The sequence below is a fragment of the Paenibacillus sp. FSL H8-0122 genome (assembly GCF_038005345.1).
In the GTDB taxonomy this organism is placed as follows: Bacteria; Bacillota; Bacilli; order Paenibacillales; family Paenibacillaceae; genus Paenibacillus_AQ.
On record NZ_JBBOTB010000001.1, the window covers coordinates 5499151 to 5515351 of the forward strand.

Below are 16201 nucleotides of genomic sequence, written 5' to 3' on the forward strand. Positions count from 1 at the left end.
CGGATAGCGAAGAAAATGAATACATAAATGGCAAAGTGTATAGGGTCAGTTCACCGTTTCCGTGATGCTGCTATGAAGCCCCTCAGACAGGTGATGACCGTGCATCCTATGAACAAGAAAAGAAACCTTTCCGCCAACATGGAAAGGTTTCTTTGTACGTCACTCCGCCGCCCAAGGCTGGGCAACGGACAGGACCGTCTCCCCGCTGGCCGCCGCCTGCTCCATGAGCAGGGCCAGGTATTGGTCCTGGCAGCCCTCTGCCAGACTGTAGAATGAAGGGCCGCCCTCTACATGCTGCTACATTCTATCCAGACACTCGGCGATAGCAATCTCCTCATCCGTAAGCCGGGCAGGAATAAATGGATTGCGGTACAGCCACTCCCCCTCCCCCATGATTCCCCGGAGATGCAGGCCTTCCAGATTGCCGCCATGACCGGCATCTATCCGCCGCAGCTTAGTGTAGACCGGAGTGTCATAGCTCTGTAGCCAGGATACCTCGTCATTCATGATCTCACCGCGCTCTCCCCGGACGAGCAGCCTGCTGGCCCGGATCCAGGAGAAATACTGGTCACGGGTGAAATCATAGACCCCCAGCCGGTCCCCGAAATCCAGGGTAGCCAGTGTCTGATCGGTCTGAATCAGCTCCTCCGCAAGAGGAGGCCCGCTGCGCTGCGGCCCCTTCATAATAGCTGAACCGAAGCTCTGAGCCCGGATAGCCGCCTTCTCGAAGCGGACATCCAGCAGCTTGCGGATCAGGCTGATCCCGTGATAGCCATGGGCCACCGATACCTGCGCCTGACTGATTCTCCCGAGTCGTCCCGAACGCACTAGCCTGATTCTTGCTGCATGCATCGGCTGGTACATATACTGCTCAGCGATCTGGATAACGGCTGAACGGTCCACCGCATTCCATAGCTGAAGAAGCTGTTCCAGATCCAGCGCCGGAGGCGTCTCGGCCAAGACGGGAACCCCTTCGGCAGCCAGTCTAATGATGCTACCTTTGCTGACCTCGCGGTTCAGGCAGATTACTGCGAAGGAATAACCGCCCGCTGCAACAAATAGATCCAGCGAGGTGTACACTTCCACTCCCCATATTCTCTTCAATTCTTCGGCTTTATCCTTATTGCGGACGTACATGGCCGCAATAGCAAAGCGCTCAGGCAGGGCCTTGGCGATCCGCAGATAGAATTCTGCCCGCCATCCCCCGCCCACCAGTCCAAATCTGATGATTCCCATGACCCCACTCCCCTTCTGTAATACTCACTATGGTCTATTTCTGTTATTTCTCTGCCCCGCCAGCACTAATTTTCGTGGGTAGAATAGCCCGATTACCCTCCCCGGACCTACTTTCCAAATTTTGATTGAAATAGGACGGACGTAGGATTATAATCAGGTCACATACCCACTTTTTACCTATTGTTAGTAAGACAATACATAATTGACAGGAGATAAGCCTATGGATTGGCTTCATGCTTATGAGGACGAGCTCCGTGTGGTCTTTGAGGAGAGCCGCAGGGTGATCTCTGCGTTTCCAGAGCCGCTTAATGCCCGCGGCCTGTCGTATCTCAATCAGTTCAACGTGTTCCACCCGGACAGCCACAAGAATTACATCTGTTACCTGCTGCCCTTCTGGCTCCAGGACCCGTGCAGCCTGAACCCCGAACTGGCCCGCAGGATGTCCGCAGGTAACATCTTCCTCATGCTCTACTTCTTCCTCCAGGATGATCTGATGGACAGCCCGGAGGCGTCGGCTGCGCAAACGCTGCCGCTTGCCAATCTGCTCTATGTCGAGTTTCTGGCTACCTACCTTCCGCTGTTCCCGGCGGACTCTCCCTTCTGGCCCTGCTTCAGCCGTTACATCAGCGAGTGGGCAGACAGCGTAAGCGGGGAAGCCGGCAGCGATTACTTCCTGAATGACCGCATCCGTATCTCCCATAAGGCCAGCCCGCTTAAGCTCAGCAGCACGGCTGCGCTGCTGCTCTCCGGCCAGTCCTCCTCCATTCCCGAGGCCGAAGAGATGATTCACACTGTGCTCTTGACCTTGCAGCTGCTTGATGACTACGAGGATTGGGAACAGGATCTGGAGGACAGCAGCTATAACTGCCTGCTGTCACTGGTACGCTCCAGTACCGGGATAGCCGCAGAAGAACCACTGACCGAATCAGCAGTGAAGGACTTCCTCTATGTAGCAGGCGGACTTACCGGATATGCTGCAACGGCCCAAGCCAACCAGCTCATCCTGGAGGAGGCCAGCTTACAGCTGCCCTTGCTGGTGTCCTTCCATCTCGTGCTCGTGCAGAACCTGCAGCAGATCGCCGCAGCCATTGAAGCGCAGAAGCAATTGCTGCTGGGCGGGGGGCTGGATTACTGGCTATCTTCGCACTCGAATCTCTCATAATTTATGCAAATAGCAATAGAATTATAGAATGGCCTATGATATACTAAAAAGGCAATTATAACCATTTCGAAAGGGTGATTGTATTGTCAGTAGGAGTTCTTAAGAACCAGGTGATTCAGAAGGCGTGGGAAGATCCGGCTTTCAAACAAAGACTGCTTGCAGATCCGAAGGCAGCGCTCCAGGAAGTGCTGGGCATCAACCTTCCTGACAACATTACACTGAAGACCGTAGAGGAAGGCTCTAATGAATTCTACCTGGTCATTCCCCCAAGCCCTTCTTCCGATGTAATGAAGACACGTATCACCCCAATGGGAACCTGGTAGCATACTCAAGTCAACCTATTATCGGGAGTTGGAATCGTCCGGCCCTTCTGCACGCGGCAGAATGGTGATGGACTCGGTTCCAACTCCTTTTTTGCTCATAAAACGAATTTCGCCCTCCATCGCTTCAATAATACGGAAGGTAACCATCAGCCCGAGCCCCGTGCCCTTCGTCTTATTGGAGGAGAAATATGGCTCGCCCAGACGGCTAAGCACAGCCGGTTCCATACCTGCCCCGTTATCCTTAATATGAATATGTACCTTATCGCCCCGGCTGTAGGCCAGCAAATGGATCGTGCCTTCCTCCCCCAGGGATTCAATGCTGTTCTTGATGATATTAATCATCGCTTGCTTGAACTTCGAGGAATTCCCTTTGACCCGCAGGCCGTCTTCCACCTCCAGAATCATTTTGCCCCCGTTCAAATGGCATAAAGGCAACAGGATGCTCTGGATATGCATGAACTCTTCATTCACATAGAGCAGGGAGACCTGTTCAAATTCCGGCTTGGCAAAGGTCAGAAAATCGGTGATAATACTCGCCGCCCGGTCCAGCTCACTGAGCGCCATGGACAGGTATTTCTGCTCGTCCCCGCTCGACTTCTCGCTGAGCAGCTGGAGGAACCCCCGGGTCACCTGGAGCGGATTACGCACCTCATGGGCTACCGACGCTGCCAGCTCGCTGATAATCTCCATTTTCTCCGAACGCTGCAGTTCGTTGTTGAACAGCTCCAGCTCCTGCGAATATTTCACCACTTGGCTGTGGTTCTGCGCCAGCCGCCGTCCCAGAATCACAATCAGCGAGAGAATGAACACAACCAGCGCCCATTTCCAGTAGAAGAGATCATAATTTCCGCGTTTGAAATAATACCACAACAGCTCCAACACCCCGGTAAGGGCAGCCGTACCGAAGCCGCAGGCGAAGATGATCGCATCCTTATTGCGCTTCAGGGAGAACACGATGACGCAGCCGATCAGCAGAATGAATTGAAGAATCATAATAATGCCGACAATGTTGGTGGAGATGAAGTAGTAGAATTGCAGATACCGGCCCCCGGAGAGTGCATTTATAATGAGGAGGACACAGCAGAATAAGGAATAGGCCGTCTGGAATTTGCGGAACCTGCGGATGATGCCGTATTTGCCCGCGCCGAATATTTTCTCGAACAGGAAGGTCAGTGCGGGTAACAGGGACAACAGCGCCACATCGAACAAAAATACGCTGAGCCCGCCCAAATAGCTGTAGAAGGTATACGTGAAGGGAGAGTAGGTTACAGACAGCACACCGGTAGAGGCGATAACAATAGACAGCGAAGCCGCCACAGGGAAATACTCCTTGTTCAGGAAAAATGCGCACACAAACAGCACCGCCGCCACGAAGATAAAAGCGCCGCCCAGAATCACATCTATGAGTCCGTTCTTGATATAGTCCTTGATTAGAATACTGTGCTCACCGAGCATCACCTGCTCTTTGATTCCAATCCGGTCCTGGAGCGTCTGCGTCCAGATATAGAGCGTCTTTCCGTTATCCCGCATGTCCAGGGGCACAAGCAAGGAATAATTATCCATAATAAAGCCGCGGTCCCCTTCAAAAACCAGCCGGTCCTCCACATACACCTTCACATGCAGCGCATAGATCGTCTGAATATAGACGGAGGGGGACACGTAATGATAGGAGGGCAAAGTAATCTTGGTCCAGGCGGAGGATACCCCGGAAGGCTTGCGCGGCATCTCGGCCTTCGCCTCCACATCGATCCACCCCTGGTCTTCCGTTACCGGAGCCTGGAGTCCGCCATCATCCGTCCCCTCCTGCCACTTCATCTGCCAATGTCTGATCTCACCGGCGGGTGAAGCACTTTGCGCGGATACCAGGAGGCTTCCGCAGGTTAAGCAAAGCAGAAACAATACTAACGCTGTATGTAAACTTTTGACCATCAAAGACATGCAAGCACCTCAGAGGAAAGTTTTAGAAGAAAAGTTCTGTTAGTGTTAATATTTCGCCCCATGCTATGCCCATCCCTTCAAAAAAACGGAATAAACAAAAAAAATTCCTAATTTATGCTGGAGGCCGGCAATTCAATAAGCACCTCGGTCCCTTCGCCCTTGCGGCTGTTAAACTTAATCGTGCCGTTCATCGCTTCAATAATACGGAAAGTGACCATGAGGCCAAGCCCCGTGCCCTTGGTCTTATTGGAGTAATACGGCTCTCCCAGCCGGGCCAGCTCACTGACCTTCATTCCTTCGCCGTTATCCTTCACGCTGATGATTACAGAGCTGCCTGTCCTCCAGGCCGTTACGACAATCTGCCCCTCCTCCTGCAGTGATTCAATGCTGTTCTTGATCAGATTAATGAACGCCTGCTTGAATTTGGCCGGACTGCCCGTCACTTGAAGCTCCTGCTGCAGACGCAGCTCTATCGAACCGCCCTGCAGATTAGCCAGCGGCATCAGGATTCCCGACACATGCTTCAGCTCCCCCGAGACTTCGAATACATCTACGATATCCACGCCCGGCTTCGCAAAGGTCAGGAAATCAGTAATGATCACCGAGGCCCGGTCCAGCTCCCCCACAGCCATCTGCAGATATTCCTTCTCCTTATTGCCGGAGCGTTCCCCCAGAATCTGCAGGAACCCGCGTGTGACCTGGAGCGGATTACGCACCTCATGGGCTACAGAGGCGGCAAGCTCGCTGATAATCTCCATTTTCTCCGAACGCTGCAGCTCATTATTGAATTTCTCCAGCTCCCTGGCGTATTCCAGCGCCTTCTCATGGCTTCCTGCAAACCTTCTCCCCAGAATAGCTATCAGGGAAAGAATGAACACCATCATGCCCCATTTCCACCAGTACAGATGATATCTCTCCGATGAAATGAAGTAATGCAGCAGCTCCGCCAAGGAGACTACGGCAAATACAGAGAAGCCGCCAGTGAACAGTATGGCATCTGAATTGCCTCTGCGGGCATAAGAAAGCGCCAGATACAGCAGGTAGATAAACTGGGCAATCATTAGTACACCGGTTGCGTTAATAGTCAGAACAGAGTAGAGCGCGTCCAGCCGGAAGGACACTGCGGCATTCAGAATAAGCGCTGCGGTACAGAACAGGGAGTAGGCCAGCTGAAATTTACGCACTCGGGTAGTGAGTCTCCGCTTGCCCGGTCCGAATAACTGCTCAAAATAAAGCGTGAACGCCGGCATAATGGTAAACAGGGCCAAATCGAAGCTGATCTGCCTCAGACGGTCCCCCCGGCTTAGAATCAGCGTCAGAAACGGGGAGTATGTAAGCAGCAGCACTCCAAAGGACAGGATGACAAGCGCCAGAAAGAAACCGCTGTGGAAGAATTCCGGCTTAAGGAACAGCAGACAGATCAATAACGCTCCGGCCATGAAGATCATGGCGGCTCCGAGTACAACGTCCACCAGATCCTGCTTCACATAAAAGGACAGCAGCTGATTATAGCTGCCGACCCTTATGTCCCCCTCGATTCCAAACTCCCCGCTGCCCGCATTCCATAGATAGAGCGGCTTCGCACTATCTTGTGCCGGTAATGGAATCAGCACCTTGTTGCCGCTATATTCCACATCCCCGCTGGAATCGTAGATTAGCCGGTTGTCTATATATGCTTTCAGGTTGTCGCCAAATACTCTATTGATCAGAATAGCGGGAGTTGCTCCCGCAGGGGGCAAGGTGATCCGCATCCAGGCGGAAGCGGTACCAGGTGGCGAAAGGGGCCTGGCCTCCCCGGCCCGCACCCATGTCCATCCGGCGGCTGGCCCTGCCATTACAGCTTCTATGCCGCTATTCCCGGCCGTTTCCCACTTCAGCTCCCAGGCCGGAATTTCCGCTTCGGTATGTGCATCCCATTCTATGGCGATCCCCGCCGGAATGATGGTTATGACAAGCAGCAGCATAATAAAGACTGCGGCTGTTCTGGTTGATGCTAACTTCATTGTGGCACCTCAGTGAATCCTTAGTTGTATTTATATAGTCCATATGATTCTTATTTTCGACAACGTTTGCACAATACCTGCCATCAGACTGCAAATAACCTCGAACCGGCTCGGTTAATTCATCTATTCCGGTTATTCTGACGGCGAAATGAATATATTAATCAGATGGGCAGCCTGGATGCCGGGCAGATTCGCCGCCGTGTAAACGGGTATAGTTGTACTATAAGATGAAGAAGACTTACAACAAGGGAAAAGGGAGCTGATTGACGATGGGTAACGAATTCAATAAGACGGAAGCCGACTTTGCATATGAGCGCTATACCAAAATGGGCGGTATCTCCCCTGAGCAGGATATCCCGCTGGAAGAATTGCGTCCGCTTGGCACGATTACTGAACAAAGCCCCAGTGAGGATACCGCAGACGCCGGGAGACGCCCGCTGGAATCCGCACTGGCCAGTCATGACCCTGCTCATTTCACGCCAATCGATTTCGACGGTGTAGTGGATGACGGCTCTGATCCGGAGCTAGTGAGCGACCCTATTCTAGCGGCCGATATCGGGCTGAATGTACCGGACGCCGGGCTTGGACCGCGCGCAGACCGCCCTGCCCCTTCCTCTGTCACCCCGGGTCCGCAGCGGGATGAGCTGCTGGAGTCAGATGCTATATACACGGCCGGGGCGGCTGGCTTAACCGGCAGTGTCATTGATTATGCGGATACGGAGGACGAGGTGACCGAAGAAGCGGAGGAAGCCGCTCCGTTGGAGGATGTCCCGGATGCGGATGAGCTGGTTCCCGGCAGCAGCATTGACCCGGCCTCCCCGGACCCTGATGCTATGCCCGGAACCGATGTGCTGAACGGCTCGAACGGCGACGAGTAGATACGGCTAAGCGTCCCTGCCGGAGCGTACACCCAAGGTCCAGGTTCATATTGACTTTTGGAGACAATCGGCATACGATAGTTTCATTCAATTGCGGCGATGGAGTTCGCCATAACCGCCCTTCGGGGCTAATGACTCCTACCAGTGGTTAACTGCGCTGGTAGGAGTCTGTTTTGATTTCAGGGTAGTATGTATTTCGGGTCGGGGGGCGTTAGCCATAGTGAAGAGGAAGTATGAACGGTGGGCAGCACTTGCAGCGCGCCAGAGCCAGCTTGCGCTCTGGAGTACATTCGTCAAATGGGTGATCCTGGGGGGAATGGTCGGGCTGCTGGCAGGAAGCGCCTCGGCCTTGTTCCTGGCCAGTCTGAATGCGGTCACCCAGGTAAGGCTGGAGCATGCCTGGCTGCTCTTCCTGCTTCCGGTAGGAGGCGCGCTCGTCAGCGGAATGTATATGCGTTACGGCAAGAGCAGCCTGAAGGGTAACAATCTGATCCTGGAGCAGATCCGCCAGGGCAATGAAGCGATTCCGCTGCGCATGGCCCCGCTGGTTCTTGGCGGGACGCTGATTACCCATCTCTTCGGCGGCTCGGCCGGACGCGAAGGCACGGCCGTGCAGATGGGCGGCAGTCTGGCCGACGCACTCGGACGCTGGCTCAGAATCGGTCCGCTGGACCGCCGAATCCTGCTGATGTGCGGCATCAGCGGCGGCTTCGGCTCCATCTTCGGCACTCCGCTGGCCGGAACGGTATTCGGCCTGGAGGTCATCGCCATCGGGCTGATCAGCCATAAGGCGCTGCTGCCCTGTTTTGCCGCCAGCTTCACCGGTGATCTGGTAGCCTCCCGCTTGTGGGGCGTTCACCATATCCACTATCAGGTGGATGTCTTCCCCGCTATGGATGCGCTGGTGCTGGTCAAGGTTATATTCGCCTCCATCCTCTTCGGCCTGTGCAGCCTGCTGTTCAGTGAGCTTACCCATTATCTGAAGCGGACCTTCACCGCTATCATCCGTAATCCTATGCTCAAAAGCGCCGCCGGCGGGCTGATCATTATTGCCCTGGTCTACATAGCCGGTTCCCGGGACTATCTGGGGCTCGGCCTTCCGCTGATAAGCAGCTCCTTCGAAGACGGCGTATCGCCCTTCGCTTTTCTATGGAAGCTGATTTTCACCGCGTTCACCCTGGGGACCGGCTTCCAGGGCGGCGAAGTGACGCCGCTGTTCGCGATCGGAGCTTCTCTGGGTAGCAGCCTGGCCGGAGTTCTTCATCTATATGGGCCTTTTCTGGCTTCACTTGGCTTCATCGCTGTCTTCTGTGGAGCCACCAATACACCGCTTGCCTGCTTCATTATGGGCATCGAGCTGTTCGGCTCCAGCGGAGCGGTCTATATGTTCATCGCCTGCATCATCAGTTATCTGTTCTCCGGGCACAGCGGCATCTACAGCTCCCAGCTCATCGGCATCTCCAAAAGCGCCCTGCTGCCGGTTCCCGAAGGAACGACGCTTGCTTCCGCCAAGGAGCATCCCGCACCAAAGTAGCGGAATCCGGCAGGGCGCGGAAGCAGGCTTTGCCAGAAGCAGGACAAAGAAGGTATGATACAGAGGTGAATGCACCAGATTATTCAAAAGGAGAGATACTGAAGTGAAGTCTATCACAAGAAAACCCGTCATCCTGCTTGCGGTGATGTGCCTGATACTCGTCATTCTGGCGGGCTGCGGCAACAAGCCAGTGAATAATAATGCCGCCGGCAATGGTAACAGCAGTACCGGAGCAGGCAGTGAGGCTACAGCAGCACCACAGGAGAGCGCCGCCGCTACAGAAGGCGTGCCTTCAGCCACAGCCAGTCATCCGGTGCTTACGATTGAGATGGATAACGGTGCCGTCATTAAGGCTGAGCTGTATCCCGAGGTTGCCCCCAATACGGTCAACAGCTTCATTTCATTGATCAAGAAGGGCTTCTATGACGGAACCATCTTCCACCGGGTCATTCCGGGCTTCATGATTCAGGGCGGAGACCCGGATGGCACAGGAATGGGCGGACCGGACTACAGCATTGCGGGAGAATTCAATAACAACGGCTTCACCAACAATCTGCTGCATACAGAGGGCGTGCTGTCCATGGCGAGAAGTAAAGATATGAACTCTGCCGGCTCCCAATTCTTCATTATGGCCGCTGCTTATCCAAGCCTTGACGGCGAATACGCCGCCTTCGGCAAGGTTACCGAAGGACTGGATGCGGTCCAGGCCATCGTCAGTCTGCCGCGTGGCAAGAATGACCGTCCGGATCAGCCGCCGGTCATGAAGAAGGTCACCGTTGATACCCTTGGGGTTACGTATCCCGAGCCGCAAAAAGTACAATAAGCAGCCTGCAAGCAGGTTGCACAGACTAGTAAAGCATCAGATTTAGAACTGTAAGAATAGACCTCAGGCGTGTTAAAATCTGAGCATGAACATCGATTTAACACTAGGGCTGAACCCCGTTACTGACTTCAACTCCTACATTCAAGTAGCTGATTGTATTTCCTGCAATAGAAAAGGCATAGCCGACCGTAAAATAAGATTCTATTGTATTTCATACAGTGGAATGTTGTGTTTCAGCTGAAAAATGGCCTTTTTTCAACATTCCATTGTACTGAATACAATAGAATCAATTTTGTAGGCTTTTTTACAGCATTCTAATGTACAAACTGCAGTTGCTATCGTTCCGGCACCTGCAGTTTGTTGCAGCGCCCCGAGTACCGTAACCAGTCATAGGCGATAGGCTTAATTGTATTTTGTACAACTAAAACGTCTGGTTTGCTCCCCAGTATACGTTTAGCTGTATTTCGTACACTTAAAATCCCCACTTTCCCGAGTTTCCACCCGTTGGGGCAGATTTAGTTGTACAGATTACAGCTAGAAGAGGCAAGCCTTCTTTTTCGCTGTTTTTAAGTGTACATTCTGCAACTATCCCTGAATGTCTACTTGGAACTACACGCCATAAAGCACTGCATGGTTGAACTGCATTAACTTCTATAGGTCTGATGCTCAACTAGTCTTGCTCCAAAATCCACACAGAAGAGCCATCCCCCATAACCGGAGAATGGCTCTTCTTCGCATCTTAAGTATACTTGAAGCATGCAGCTTCTTATTGGAAGTGGGTGTGCTTCGTTCTCCACTGCTCCAGTTTAATGACCACCCAGAAGCCGTAGATTCCGAGCGTAATCAGCGTCAGCAGGAACCATTTGATCCATTGTCCGAACAGACTGACGGCTGTACCGTCGAACCGCAGGCGCTGCCCCTCCACCACGGTATGCTCGACCTTCCAGCGGTAGAGCATGACTACTGACCAGGGATAGCAGATGCCGAAGGTACAGACCGTAACCAGCCAGCCTACCAGACACCAGCCAATGTACTCAATAAGCTTCCCGTCAAAATAAGATTCCCTGCTTCCATAATTCATCGCTGCCGGATTCATATGAAGTGCTCCCATGGGCCTCCGCCTTTCATTCATGCAAATTATTCCTGGTTCTATTTTCCTTATTATCCATGGCGAGCACTGCTACATTTCTCACAATTCTAACGGGAAATGGATAAAAAGCAGAATAAAGTCGAAATTAGCCGCCCCGTCTGGGGGCTTATCTCCGGCTAAGGGCGTGCTGCCCGTTCCGCAGGAAGGTGCTGCGGCTGTTGCGCAGCAGGGATATCCGTTCTTCTGCAAGCTGATCCGCAGCCGCATAAGCCGGAATCCCCTTCAGGCGGGAGATCTCCAGCACACGGGTGATGCTGTCATAGATTCGGGAGATCTGCTTGTACGCCCGCTCCTTGTGGTAACCGTTCAATTCATCGGCAATATTAATAACGCCCCCGGCGTTAATTACATAGTCCGGTGCGTAGACAATCCCCATCTGGTGCAGCGCATCCCCGTGACGCGGCTCCTTGAGCTGATTATTGGCAGCCCCTGCAATCACCTTGGCTCTAAGCTGCGGCAGAGACTCATCATTAATGGTGGCACCGAGCGCACATGGTGCATAGATATCACAATCTGCTCCAATAATTTCGCCCGGGTCTACGGCGGTTGCCCCGTAAGCCTCCACGGCCCGGTTCACTGCCTCTCTATGAATGTCTGCAACCAGCAGGCGTGCGCCTTCTTCATGCAGATACTTGCATAGTGTAAAGGAGACATTGCCAACCCCCTGCACGGCGACGGTTCTGCCAGCCAGGGAATCACTGCCGAAGGCAGCCTTCGCTGCGGCCTTCATGCCTTGATATACCCCGAAGGCTGTAGCCGGTGAGGGGTTGCCGGACGAGCCGTAGGAAGCCGATATTCCGGTAACGAAGTCGGTCTCCTGGTGGATGATATCCATATCCTCTTCCGTAGTGCCTACATCCTCTGCTGTAATGTAACGGCCGTTCAAGCCCTGTATGTATCTGCCGAAGGCGCGGAACATCGCTTCGTTCTTGTCTGTGTGCGGATCACCGATAATGACCGTCTTGCCGCCGCCCAGATTAAGTCCGGCCACCGCATTCTTATACGTCATGCCTTTAGCCAGACGAAGAGCGTCAACAAGCGCCTCCTCCTCCGTTGCATAAGTCCACATTCTCGTTCCGCCCAGCGCCGGTCCCAGCGTGGTGTCGTGAATCGCAATAATCGCCTTAAGCCCTGATGCCTTATCCTGACAAAATAGTACTTCCTCGTAATCCTCCCGCTCCATCGCCGCAAACAATTCCATCCGCTTCATTTCTCCTGTCTATTCTTATGTACATGTTACGTTTCATAACAAAGCTAGTCGTTCTGGAATGTATTGTCAAGTTCATTTGTCCCATTTTCATCTTTTTTCATAAATGCGCACAAAGCAGCAGACCCCGAACCTCACGCCTATTGTAAGCACATGGGGTGGAGTCTGGAAGGGATCAGGCCCAGTATTGATCTGGCCGGTACTCGATTTCGGATTGCACGGCTATCGTTAAGCGCCCGGAGTCCGCATCATAGGTTACAGGCTGATCTCCAACGTAGTACCAATGCTTGATGACCGGCCCGTCCGCAGGCTCCTCGAAGCGGAATACATTAAGCTCCGCCTTCAGCTCCACTACCGCCGCGCCCTTATCTGCCGCCACATTCGTCAGGGTGATCAAGGTCAGCCCGCCCTGCTCATCGAAGGTGTACCCGGCTCCCTCCATGCTGTTCACAAGCATGCGCCCGGTTACGGAATGCTTCACCAGCACTCTTTCCTGTTCTGCCATTCGCGCTCCTCCTTCATGTCTGAATCCCGCCGCTCATTACGGCAGATCAATCACCATGACCAGTATATGCTCATCCGCCTTCAGCTCCAGCTGCGCTGTGTCCTCGATTCTTGCCGAATCGCCCGGCTTCAGCACATCATTCCCGTTCAGGGTAAGCTGCCCTTCTACCAGATATACAAAGCTGCGCCGCCCCGGCTCCTGCCGGAAATTCAGTTGCCCTCCCGCCTCGGCCTTCCCCAGATAAATCGTCATATCCTGGGCTATATCAACAATCTCCTTCGACGCTTCAGCCGCTACTACCGGAAGCAAGCGTCCTTCAAGCTTGGCCGGATCGAAGCGTCCGGTTGCATAGGAGGGAGCTGTCCCCCGGTTCCGGGGCATGAACCACAGCTGAAGCAGGCGGACCGGCTCACTGTCCGAAGGGTTATGCTCCGTATGAATCGCGCCGGTCCCGGCCGACATCCGCTGGATGCCGCCGAAGGACGTCTGCGCGACATTACCGAGGTTGTCCTCATGACGAAGCACGCCGGACAGCACAATCGAGACAATCTCCATGTCACTGTGCGGATGGGCGCCGAAGCCTTTTCCCGGAGCGATCGTATCATCGTTACAGACACGCATCGGCCCAAAGGCCGTGTTGTCCGGATCGTAGAAATCCCCGAAGGAGAAGACATGACTGCCCTTCAGCCAGCCGTGATCGAACTGGTGCGCAGACGCAGCTGGATAGATTGTAATCAATGGAACCGCCTCCTGTGGTTATTATGAAGTGGTCGATATCTGCAGTTCAGAAACGATGAACCATTTCTTGGACGCAGCATCCTTGAAATACACCTGGATCATATAGTTCCCCTTGTCGGTAACCTTATAATTATACGCTGCCGATTTGAACCAGAAGCTGTCCTTCTTCTCTGTAATCGGCTGGTTATCCACAATATCCGTCTTGCCTGCCGGGTCTGTAATGGTGATTTTCAGATCGGAGATATCTGTTTTGAGATCATCCACCTGCACCAGGGCAGAGAAGGTATTGCTGGTGTCCATTCTGACTTTGCCGAAAATCTTGCCCTGCTCATCCAGCAGCACCGTGTTCACATTAGGCTTGTAGAGCTTGACCGTCCCTGCTGACTCGTCCACGGATACAATCGCCTGCATATTCTCCGAAAGCTGCTCCACAGGCACATAGACCCCGCCATCCGAGGATAGTGCAGGCTGCTTAAGCATCATATTATTCACATAGAATGAGAGATCTGTTTTGCCGGCAGCAGCATACAGCAGGCCTCCCCCCGAGACCATCATCAGGCACATTGTTGAAATCGCCAGCTTGCGCATCTTCCCCATTATTCCCGTCCCCCTCTATAATGTCCTATGCTGTTTATACCCTTCAGGCGGCAAGGAGTTGCTGTGAATTGTAAAATAAAACCGGCTGTACGTTTTTCCTGAGGAAAAGGCACAGCCGGTCACGGGACAACCTTCTTGCACCGGGTGCACCCGGAAGCAGCATTTACAGCTTGGCGATCGTCTCGGTAAGAACCGGTACAATCTGTGATTTACGGGACACTACACCCTTCAGCACAGCCTTGTTATCATCCAGCTTCACATTGTAAGCCTGCTCCACAGCGCCGGCTACGCGGCCCAGGGCAAGACCCACGGAATCGTTGTTCAGGATATCGGTAACCACGAACAGGAACAGATCCAGTCCCTTGTCGTCAATAATCGCGGTAAGCGCCGCTTCCAGCTCCGGCTGTTTGGACAGGACATCATTCACGTCCACAGCGTTAACCTGGGCAATCTCCACCTTATATTCACCCATTTTGAATTCCTTGGCATCCAGAGAGATCAGCTGGGCAATACTCTTATCGCTCAGGTCGGCACCGGCTTTGAGCATGTCCAGGCCATAGCTCTCGGCATCCACTCCGGCAATGACCGCCAGTTCACGCGCAGCAGCCACATCCTGCTCCGTGCAGGTCGGCGATTTGAACAGCAAGGAATCGGAAATGATAGCGGACAGCATCAGACCGGCGATGTTCTTAGGAATGGCCACGCCATTCTCTTTGTACAGCTTGTTCAGAATGGTAGCCGTACAGCCGACTGGCTCAGCCCGGTAATACAGCGGATAGGCGGTCTCGAAGTTCGCAATCCGGTGATGATCAATAACCTCAACCACACGGACCTGATCGATATCATTCGCACTTTGCTGGCGTTCATTATGGTCAACCAGAATCACTTGTTCAGCTTCTGCAGCAACGTTCTCCACCAGACGCGGCGCTTCTACCCCGAAGTGGTCGAGGGCGAACTGAGTCTCTCCGCTGATGTCTCCAAGCCGGACCGGCTCGGCATCCCAGCCCAGTTCCTTCTTCAGTGCCGCATAAGCAATGGCCGAGCAGATCGTATCTGTATCCGGGTTTTTGTGACCAAAGATCAAAGTTTTTGTCATTTCCAATCTCCTTACTATGTTTTTGTGAGAATAATATACCATACATTGATAGAAACCTGCCAGAGACCCGTAAATATCCGGCCTGGGTTAACGCTTGGTATGCTCCTGCACTGCCTGTACAGGTTGACCCCGTTTCGTCTTCGGCAGCGCCTCAGGCGCATTCTCCCCGAAGAGCGGATCGTTATCCGAGAACAGATCCGGGTTCTCCCTGAGCATATCACTCAGGATACGCGTAGTCTCCACCGTGCTGCAGAGCATAACCGCCGCATCGCCGAAGCTGCCCCTGCGCAGCGCCCCGCCGTCCTCCAGCACGGATTCCACCTTCCAGAAATGCTGCGACCAAGACAGTCCGCAGTGTCTGCGCGAAGGCACCGCAATCTCCTCTCCTTCCGGCGTCACGGTATAGAGCGCCTCATGCCCGTCCGTCATCCGGCCGGGAATATCCACCCACTCTTCAATACCGTGAATGAACGTATTCCTCCGCAGATCCACACCGAGCAGCATAATCTCCGCTCCCCGGTCCAGCAGCTTGCCATAGACCGACCCGCGTGCACAGGGCGTATCCCAGCGCTCATCTCCGGCTGTGAACACCGCCGCCTCCCTGCCCAGCGCCGCCACCGAATGTGTGGGATGCCAGGAACGGATCACGCCCGGCCGCTTGCGGAACAGCTCCGGCAGAATACCTACGCAGGCGGGCGACTCCAGCACAGAGAAGCGCGGATTCTGCCCGTCGATATAAGACCAGGTATGAGTGGGCAGAACCAGCAGCCCCTCCTTCATATATTCTGAGAGAACATCCAGTACGGTATCCGCTCCCCCTTCCACTTCACCAATGCTTTTGAGCGAGGAATGGACCAGCAGTGTCCCCTGCGGATCGATTCCCATCCTCTCCAGCTGCTTCATCAGACTTGATCTGGTGTGCATGATTAACCCCGCTTTCCTGAATAATAAATACCAGCTTGAAATGCATCTTGAAATACACCCTGAAATACATCTTGCAAAATTACTCAT

General features: G+C 53.6%; 15 protein-coding genes and 1 riboswitch. Of the genes, 5 read left to right on the forward strand and 10 right to left on the reverse strand.

Features of this window, described 5'->3' with window-relative positions; translation table 11 throughout:
- Positions 1–297: 297 nt before the first annotated feature.
- On the reverse strand, positions 298–1236 hold the full coding sequence (locus NSS64_RS23730) for a Gfo/Idh/MocA family protein (RefSeq protein ID WP_341141736.1): 939 nt from the start codon (positions 1234–1236) through the stop codon (positions 298–300).
- A gap of 220 nt (positions 1237–1456) precedes the next feature.
- On the opposite strand from NSS64_RS23730, the gene NSS64_RS23735 reads away from it, so the two are divergent.
- Complete coding sequence (locus NSS64_RS23735) at positions 1457–2398, forward strand: hypothetical protein (protein WP_340943878.1); 942 nt, start codon at positions 1457–1459, stop codon at positions 2396–2398.
- A 74-nt stretch (positions 2399–2472) separates the two neighbouring features.
- Entirely contained in the window at positions 2473–2721 is a 249-nt protein-coding gene (locus NSS64_RS23740) for an NHLP leader peptide family RiPP precursor (protein WP_445321980.1), read from the forward strand.
- Positions 2722–2739: 18 nt separating this feature from the next.
- Here NSS64_RS23740 and NSS64_RS23745 read toward each other — a convergent pair whose 3' ends face one another.
- Together NSS64_RS23745 and NSS64_RS23750 are read right to left on the reverse strand one after the other, a co-directional pair.
- Entirely contained in the window at positions 2740–4650 is a 1911-nt protein-coding gene (locus NSS64_RS23745; protein WP_341142892.1) for an ATP-binding protein, read from the reverse strand.
- 116 nt (positions 4651–4766) lie between these two features.
- Positions 4767–6662: an ATP-binding protein gene (locus NSS64_RS23750; RefSeq protein WP_341141737.1), complete on the reverse strand. Its 1896-nt coding sequence runs from the start codon at positions 6660–6662 to the stop codon at positions 4767–4769.
- Positions 6663–6931: 269 nt separating this feature from the next.
- Here NSS64_RS23750 and NSS64_RS23755 point away from each other — a divergent pair, with 269 nt between their 5' ends.
- From NSS64_RS23755 to NSS64_RS23765, 3 genes are all read left to right on the forward strand, one after another.
- Positions 6932–7540, forward strand: a complete 609-nt coding sequence (locus NSS64_RS23755) for a hypothetical protein (RefSeq protein WP_341141738.1) — start codon at positions 6932–6934, stop codon at positions 7538–7540.
- An 86-nt stretch (positions 7541–7626) separates the two neighbouring features.
- Positions 7627–7688: riboswitch (Fluoride riboswitch) on the forward strand.
- Positions 7689–7760: 72 nt separating this feature from the next.
- A complete protein-coding gene (locus NSS64_RS23760; protein WP_341141739.1) occupies positions 7761–9074 on the forward strand; it encodes a voltage-gated chloride channel family protein in 1314 nt (437 codons plus the stop codon).
- Positions 9075–9219: 145 nt separating this feature from the next.
- Positions 9220–9897 (forward strand): peptidylprolyl isomerase, encoded by a 678-nt coding sequence (locus NSS64_RS23765; protein ID WP_341142893.1) that lies wholly within the window; start codon positions 9220–9222, stop codon positions 9895–9897.
- 766 nt (positions 9898–10663) lie between these two features.
- Here NSS64_RS23765 and NSS64_RS23770 read toward each other — a convergent pair.
- From NSS64_RS23770 to NSS64_RS23800, 7 genes are all read right to left on the reverse strand, one after another.
- On the reverse strand, positions 10664–11008 hold the full coding sequence (locus NSS64_RS23770) for a DUF898 family protein (protein WP_340991207.1): 345 nt from the start codon (positions 11006–11008) through the stop codon (positions 10664–10666).
- 145 nt (positions 11009–11153) lie between these two features.
- On the reverse strand, positions 11154–12248 hold the full coding sequence (locus tag NSS64_RS23775; RefSeq protein ID WP_340943893.1) for a Glu/Leu/Phe/Val family dehydrogenase: 1095 nt from the start codon (positions 12246–12248) through the stop codon (positions 11154–11156).
- A 181-nt stretch (positions 12249–12429) separates the two neighbouring features.
- Entirely contained in the window at positions 12430–12759 is a 330-nt protein-coding gene (locus NSS64_RS23780; protein WP_036693580.1) for a hypothetical protein, read from the reverse strand.
- 36 nt (positions 12760–12795) lie between these two features.
- Complete coding sequence (locus NSS64_RS23785) at positions 12796–13497, reverse strand: pirin family protein (RefSeq protein WP_341141740.1); 702 nt, start codon at positions 13495–13497, stop codon at positions 12796–12798.
- A gap of 21 nt (positions 13498–13518) precedes the next feature.
- Positions 13519–14094, reverse strand: coding sequence for a hypothetical protein (locus NSS64_RS23790; RefSeq protein WP_341141741.1), 576 nt, complete (start codon positions 14092–14094; stop codon positions 13519–13521).
- 163 nt (positions 14095–14257) lie between these two features.
- The gene (locus NSS64_RS23795) at positions 14258–15190 is read right to left on the reverse strand and encodes a manganese-dependent inorganic pyrophosphatase (protein ID WP_036723453.1); all 933 of its coding nucleotides are present in this window, start codon (positions 15188–15190) and stop codon (positions 14258–14260) included.
- Positions 15191–15277: 87 nt separating this feature from the next.
- Positions 15278–16114 carry an AAC(3) family N-acetyltransferase gene (locus NSS64_RS23800; protein ID WP_341141742.1) on the reverse strand — a complete coding sequence of 279 codons (837 nt, stop codon included), beginning with the start codon at positions 16112–16114 and terminating at the stop codon, positions 15278–15280.
- Positions 16115–16201: the final 87 nt, after the last annotated feature.

Bases quoted from the DNA above. Each gene is read 5' to 3' on its own strand.
- NSS64_RS23730 (WP_341141736.1), bottom strand. From the start codon at position 1,236: ATGGGAATCATCAGATTTGGACTGGTGGGCGGGGGATGGCGGGCAGAA.
- NSS64_RS23735 (WP_340943878.1), top strand. From the start codon at position 1,457: ATGGATTGGCTTCATGCTTATGAGGACGAGCTCCGTGTGGTCTTTGAG.
- NSS64_RS23745 (WP_341142892.1), bottom strand. From the start codon at position 4,650: ATGGTCAAAAGTTTACATACAGCGTTAGTATTGTTTCTGCTTTGCTTA.
- NSS64_RS23750 (WP_341141737.1), bottom strand. From the start codon at position 6,662: ATGAAGTTAGCATCAACCAGAACAGCCGCAGTCTTTATTATGCTGCTG.
- NSS64_RS23755 (WP_341141738.1), top strand. From the start codon at position 6,932: ATGGGTAACGAATTCAATAAGACGGAAGCCGACTTTGCATATGAGCGC.
- NSS64_RS23765 (WP_341142893.1), top strand. From the start codon at position 9,220: ATGTGCCTGATACTCGTCATTCTGGCGGGCTGCGGCAACAAGCCAGTG.
- NSS64_RS23770 (WP_340991207.1), bottom strand. From the start codon at position 11,008: ATGGGAGCACTTCATATGAATCCGGCAGCGATGAATTATGGAAGCAGG.
- NSS64_RS23775 (WP_340943893.1), bottom strand. From the start codon at position 12,248: ATGGAATTGTTTGCGGCGATGGAGCGGGAGGATTACGAGGAAGTACTA.
- NSS64_RS23780 (WP_036693580.1), bottom strand. From the start codon at position 12,759: ATGGCAGAACAGGAAAGAGTGCTGGTGAAGCATTCCGTAACCGGGCGC.
- NSS64_RS23790 (WP_341141741.1), bottom strand. From the start codon at position 14,094: ATGGGGAAGATGCGCAAGCTGGCGATTTCAACAATGTGCCTGATGATG.
- NSS64_RS23795 (WP_036723453.1), bottom strand. From the start codon at position 15,190: ATGACAAAAACTTTGATCTTTGGTCACAAAAACCCGGATACAGATACG.
- NSS64_RS23800 (WP_341141742.1), bottom strand. From the start codon at position 16,114: ATGCACACCAGATCAAGTCTGATGAAGCAGCTGGAGAGGATGGGAATC.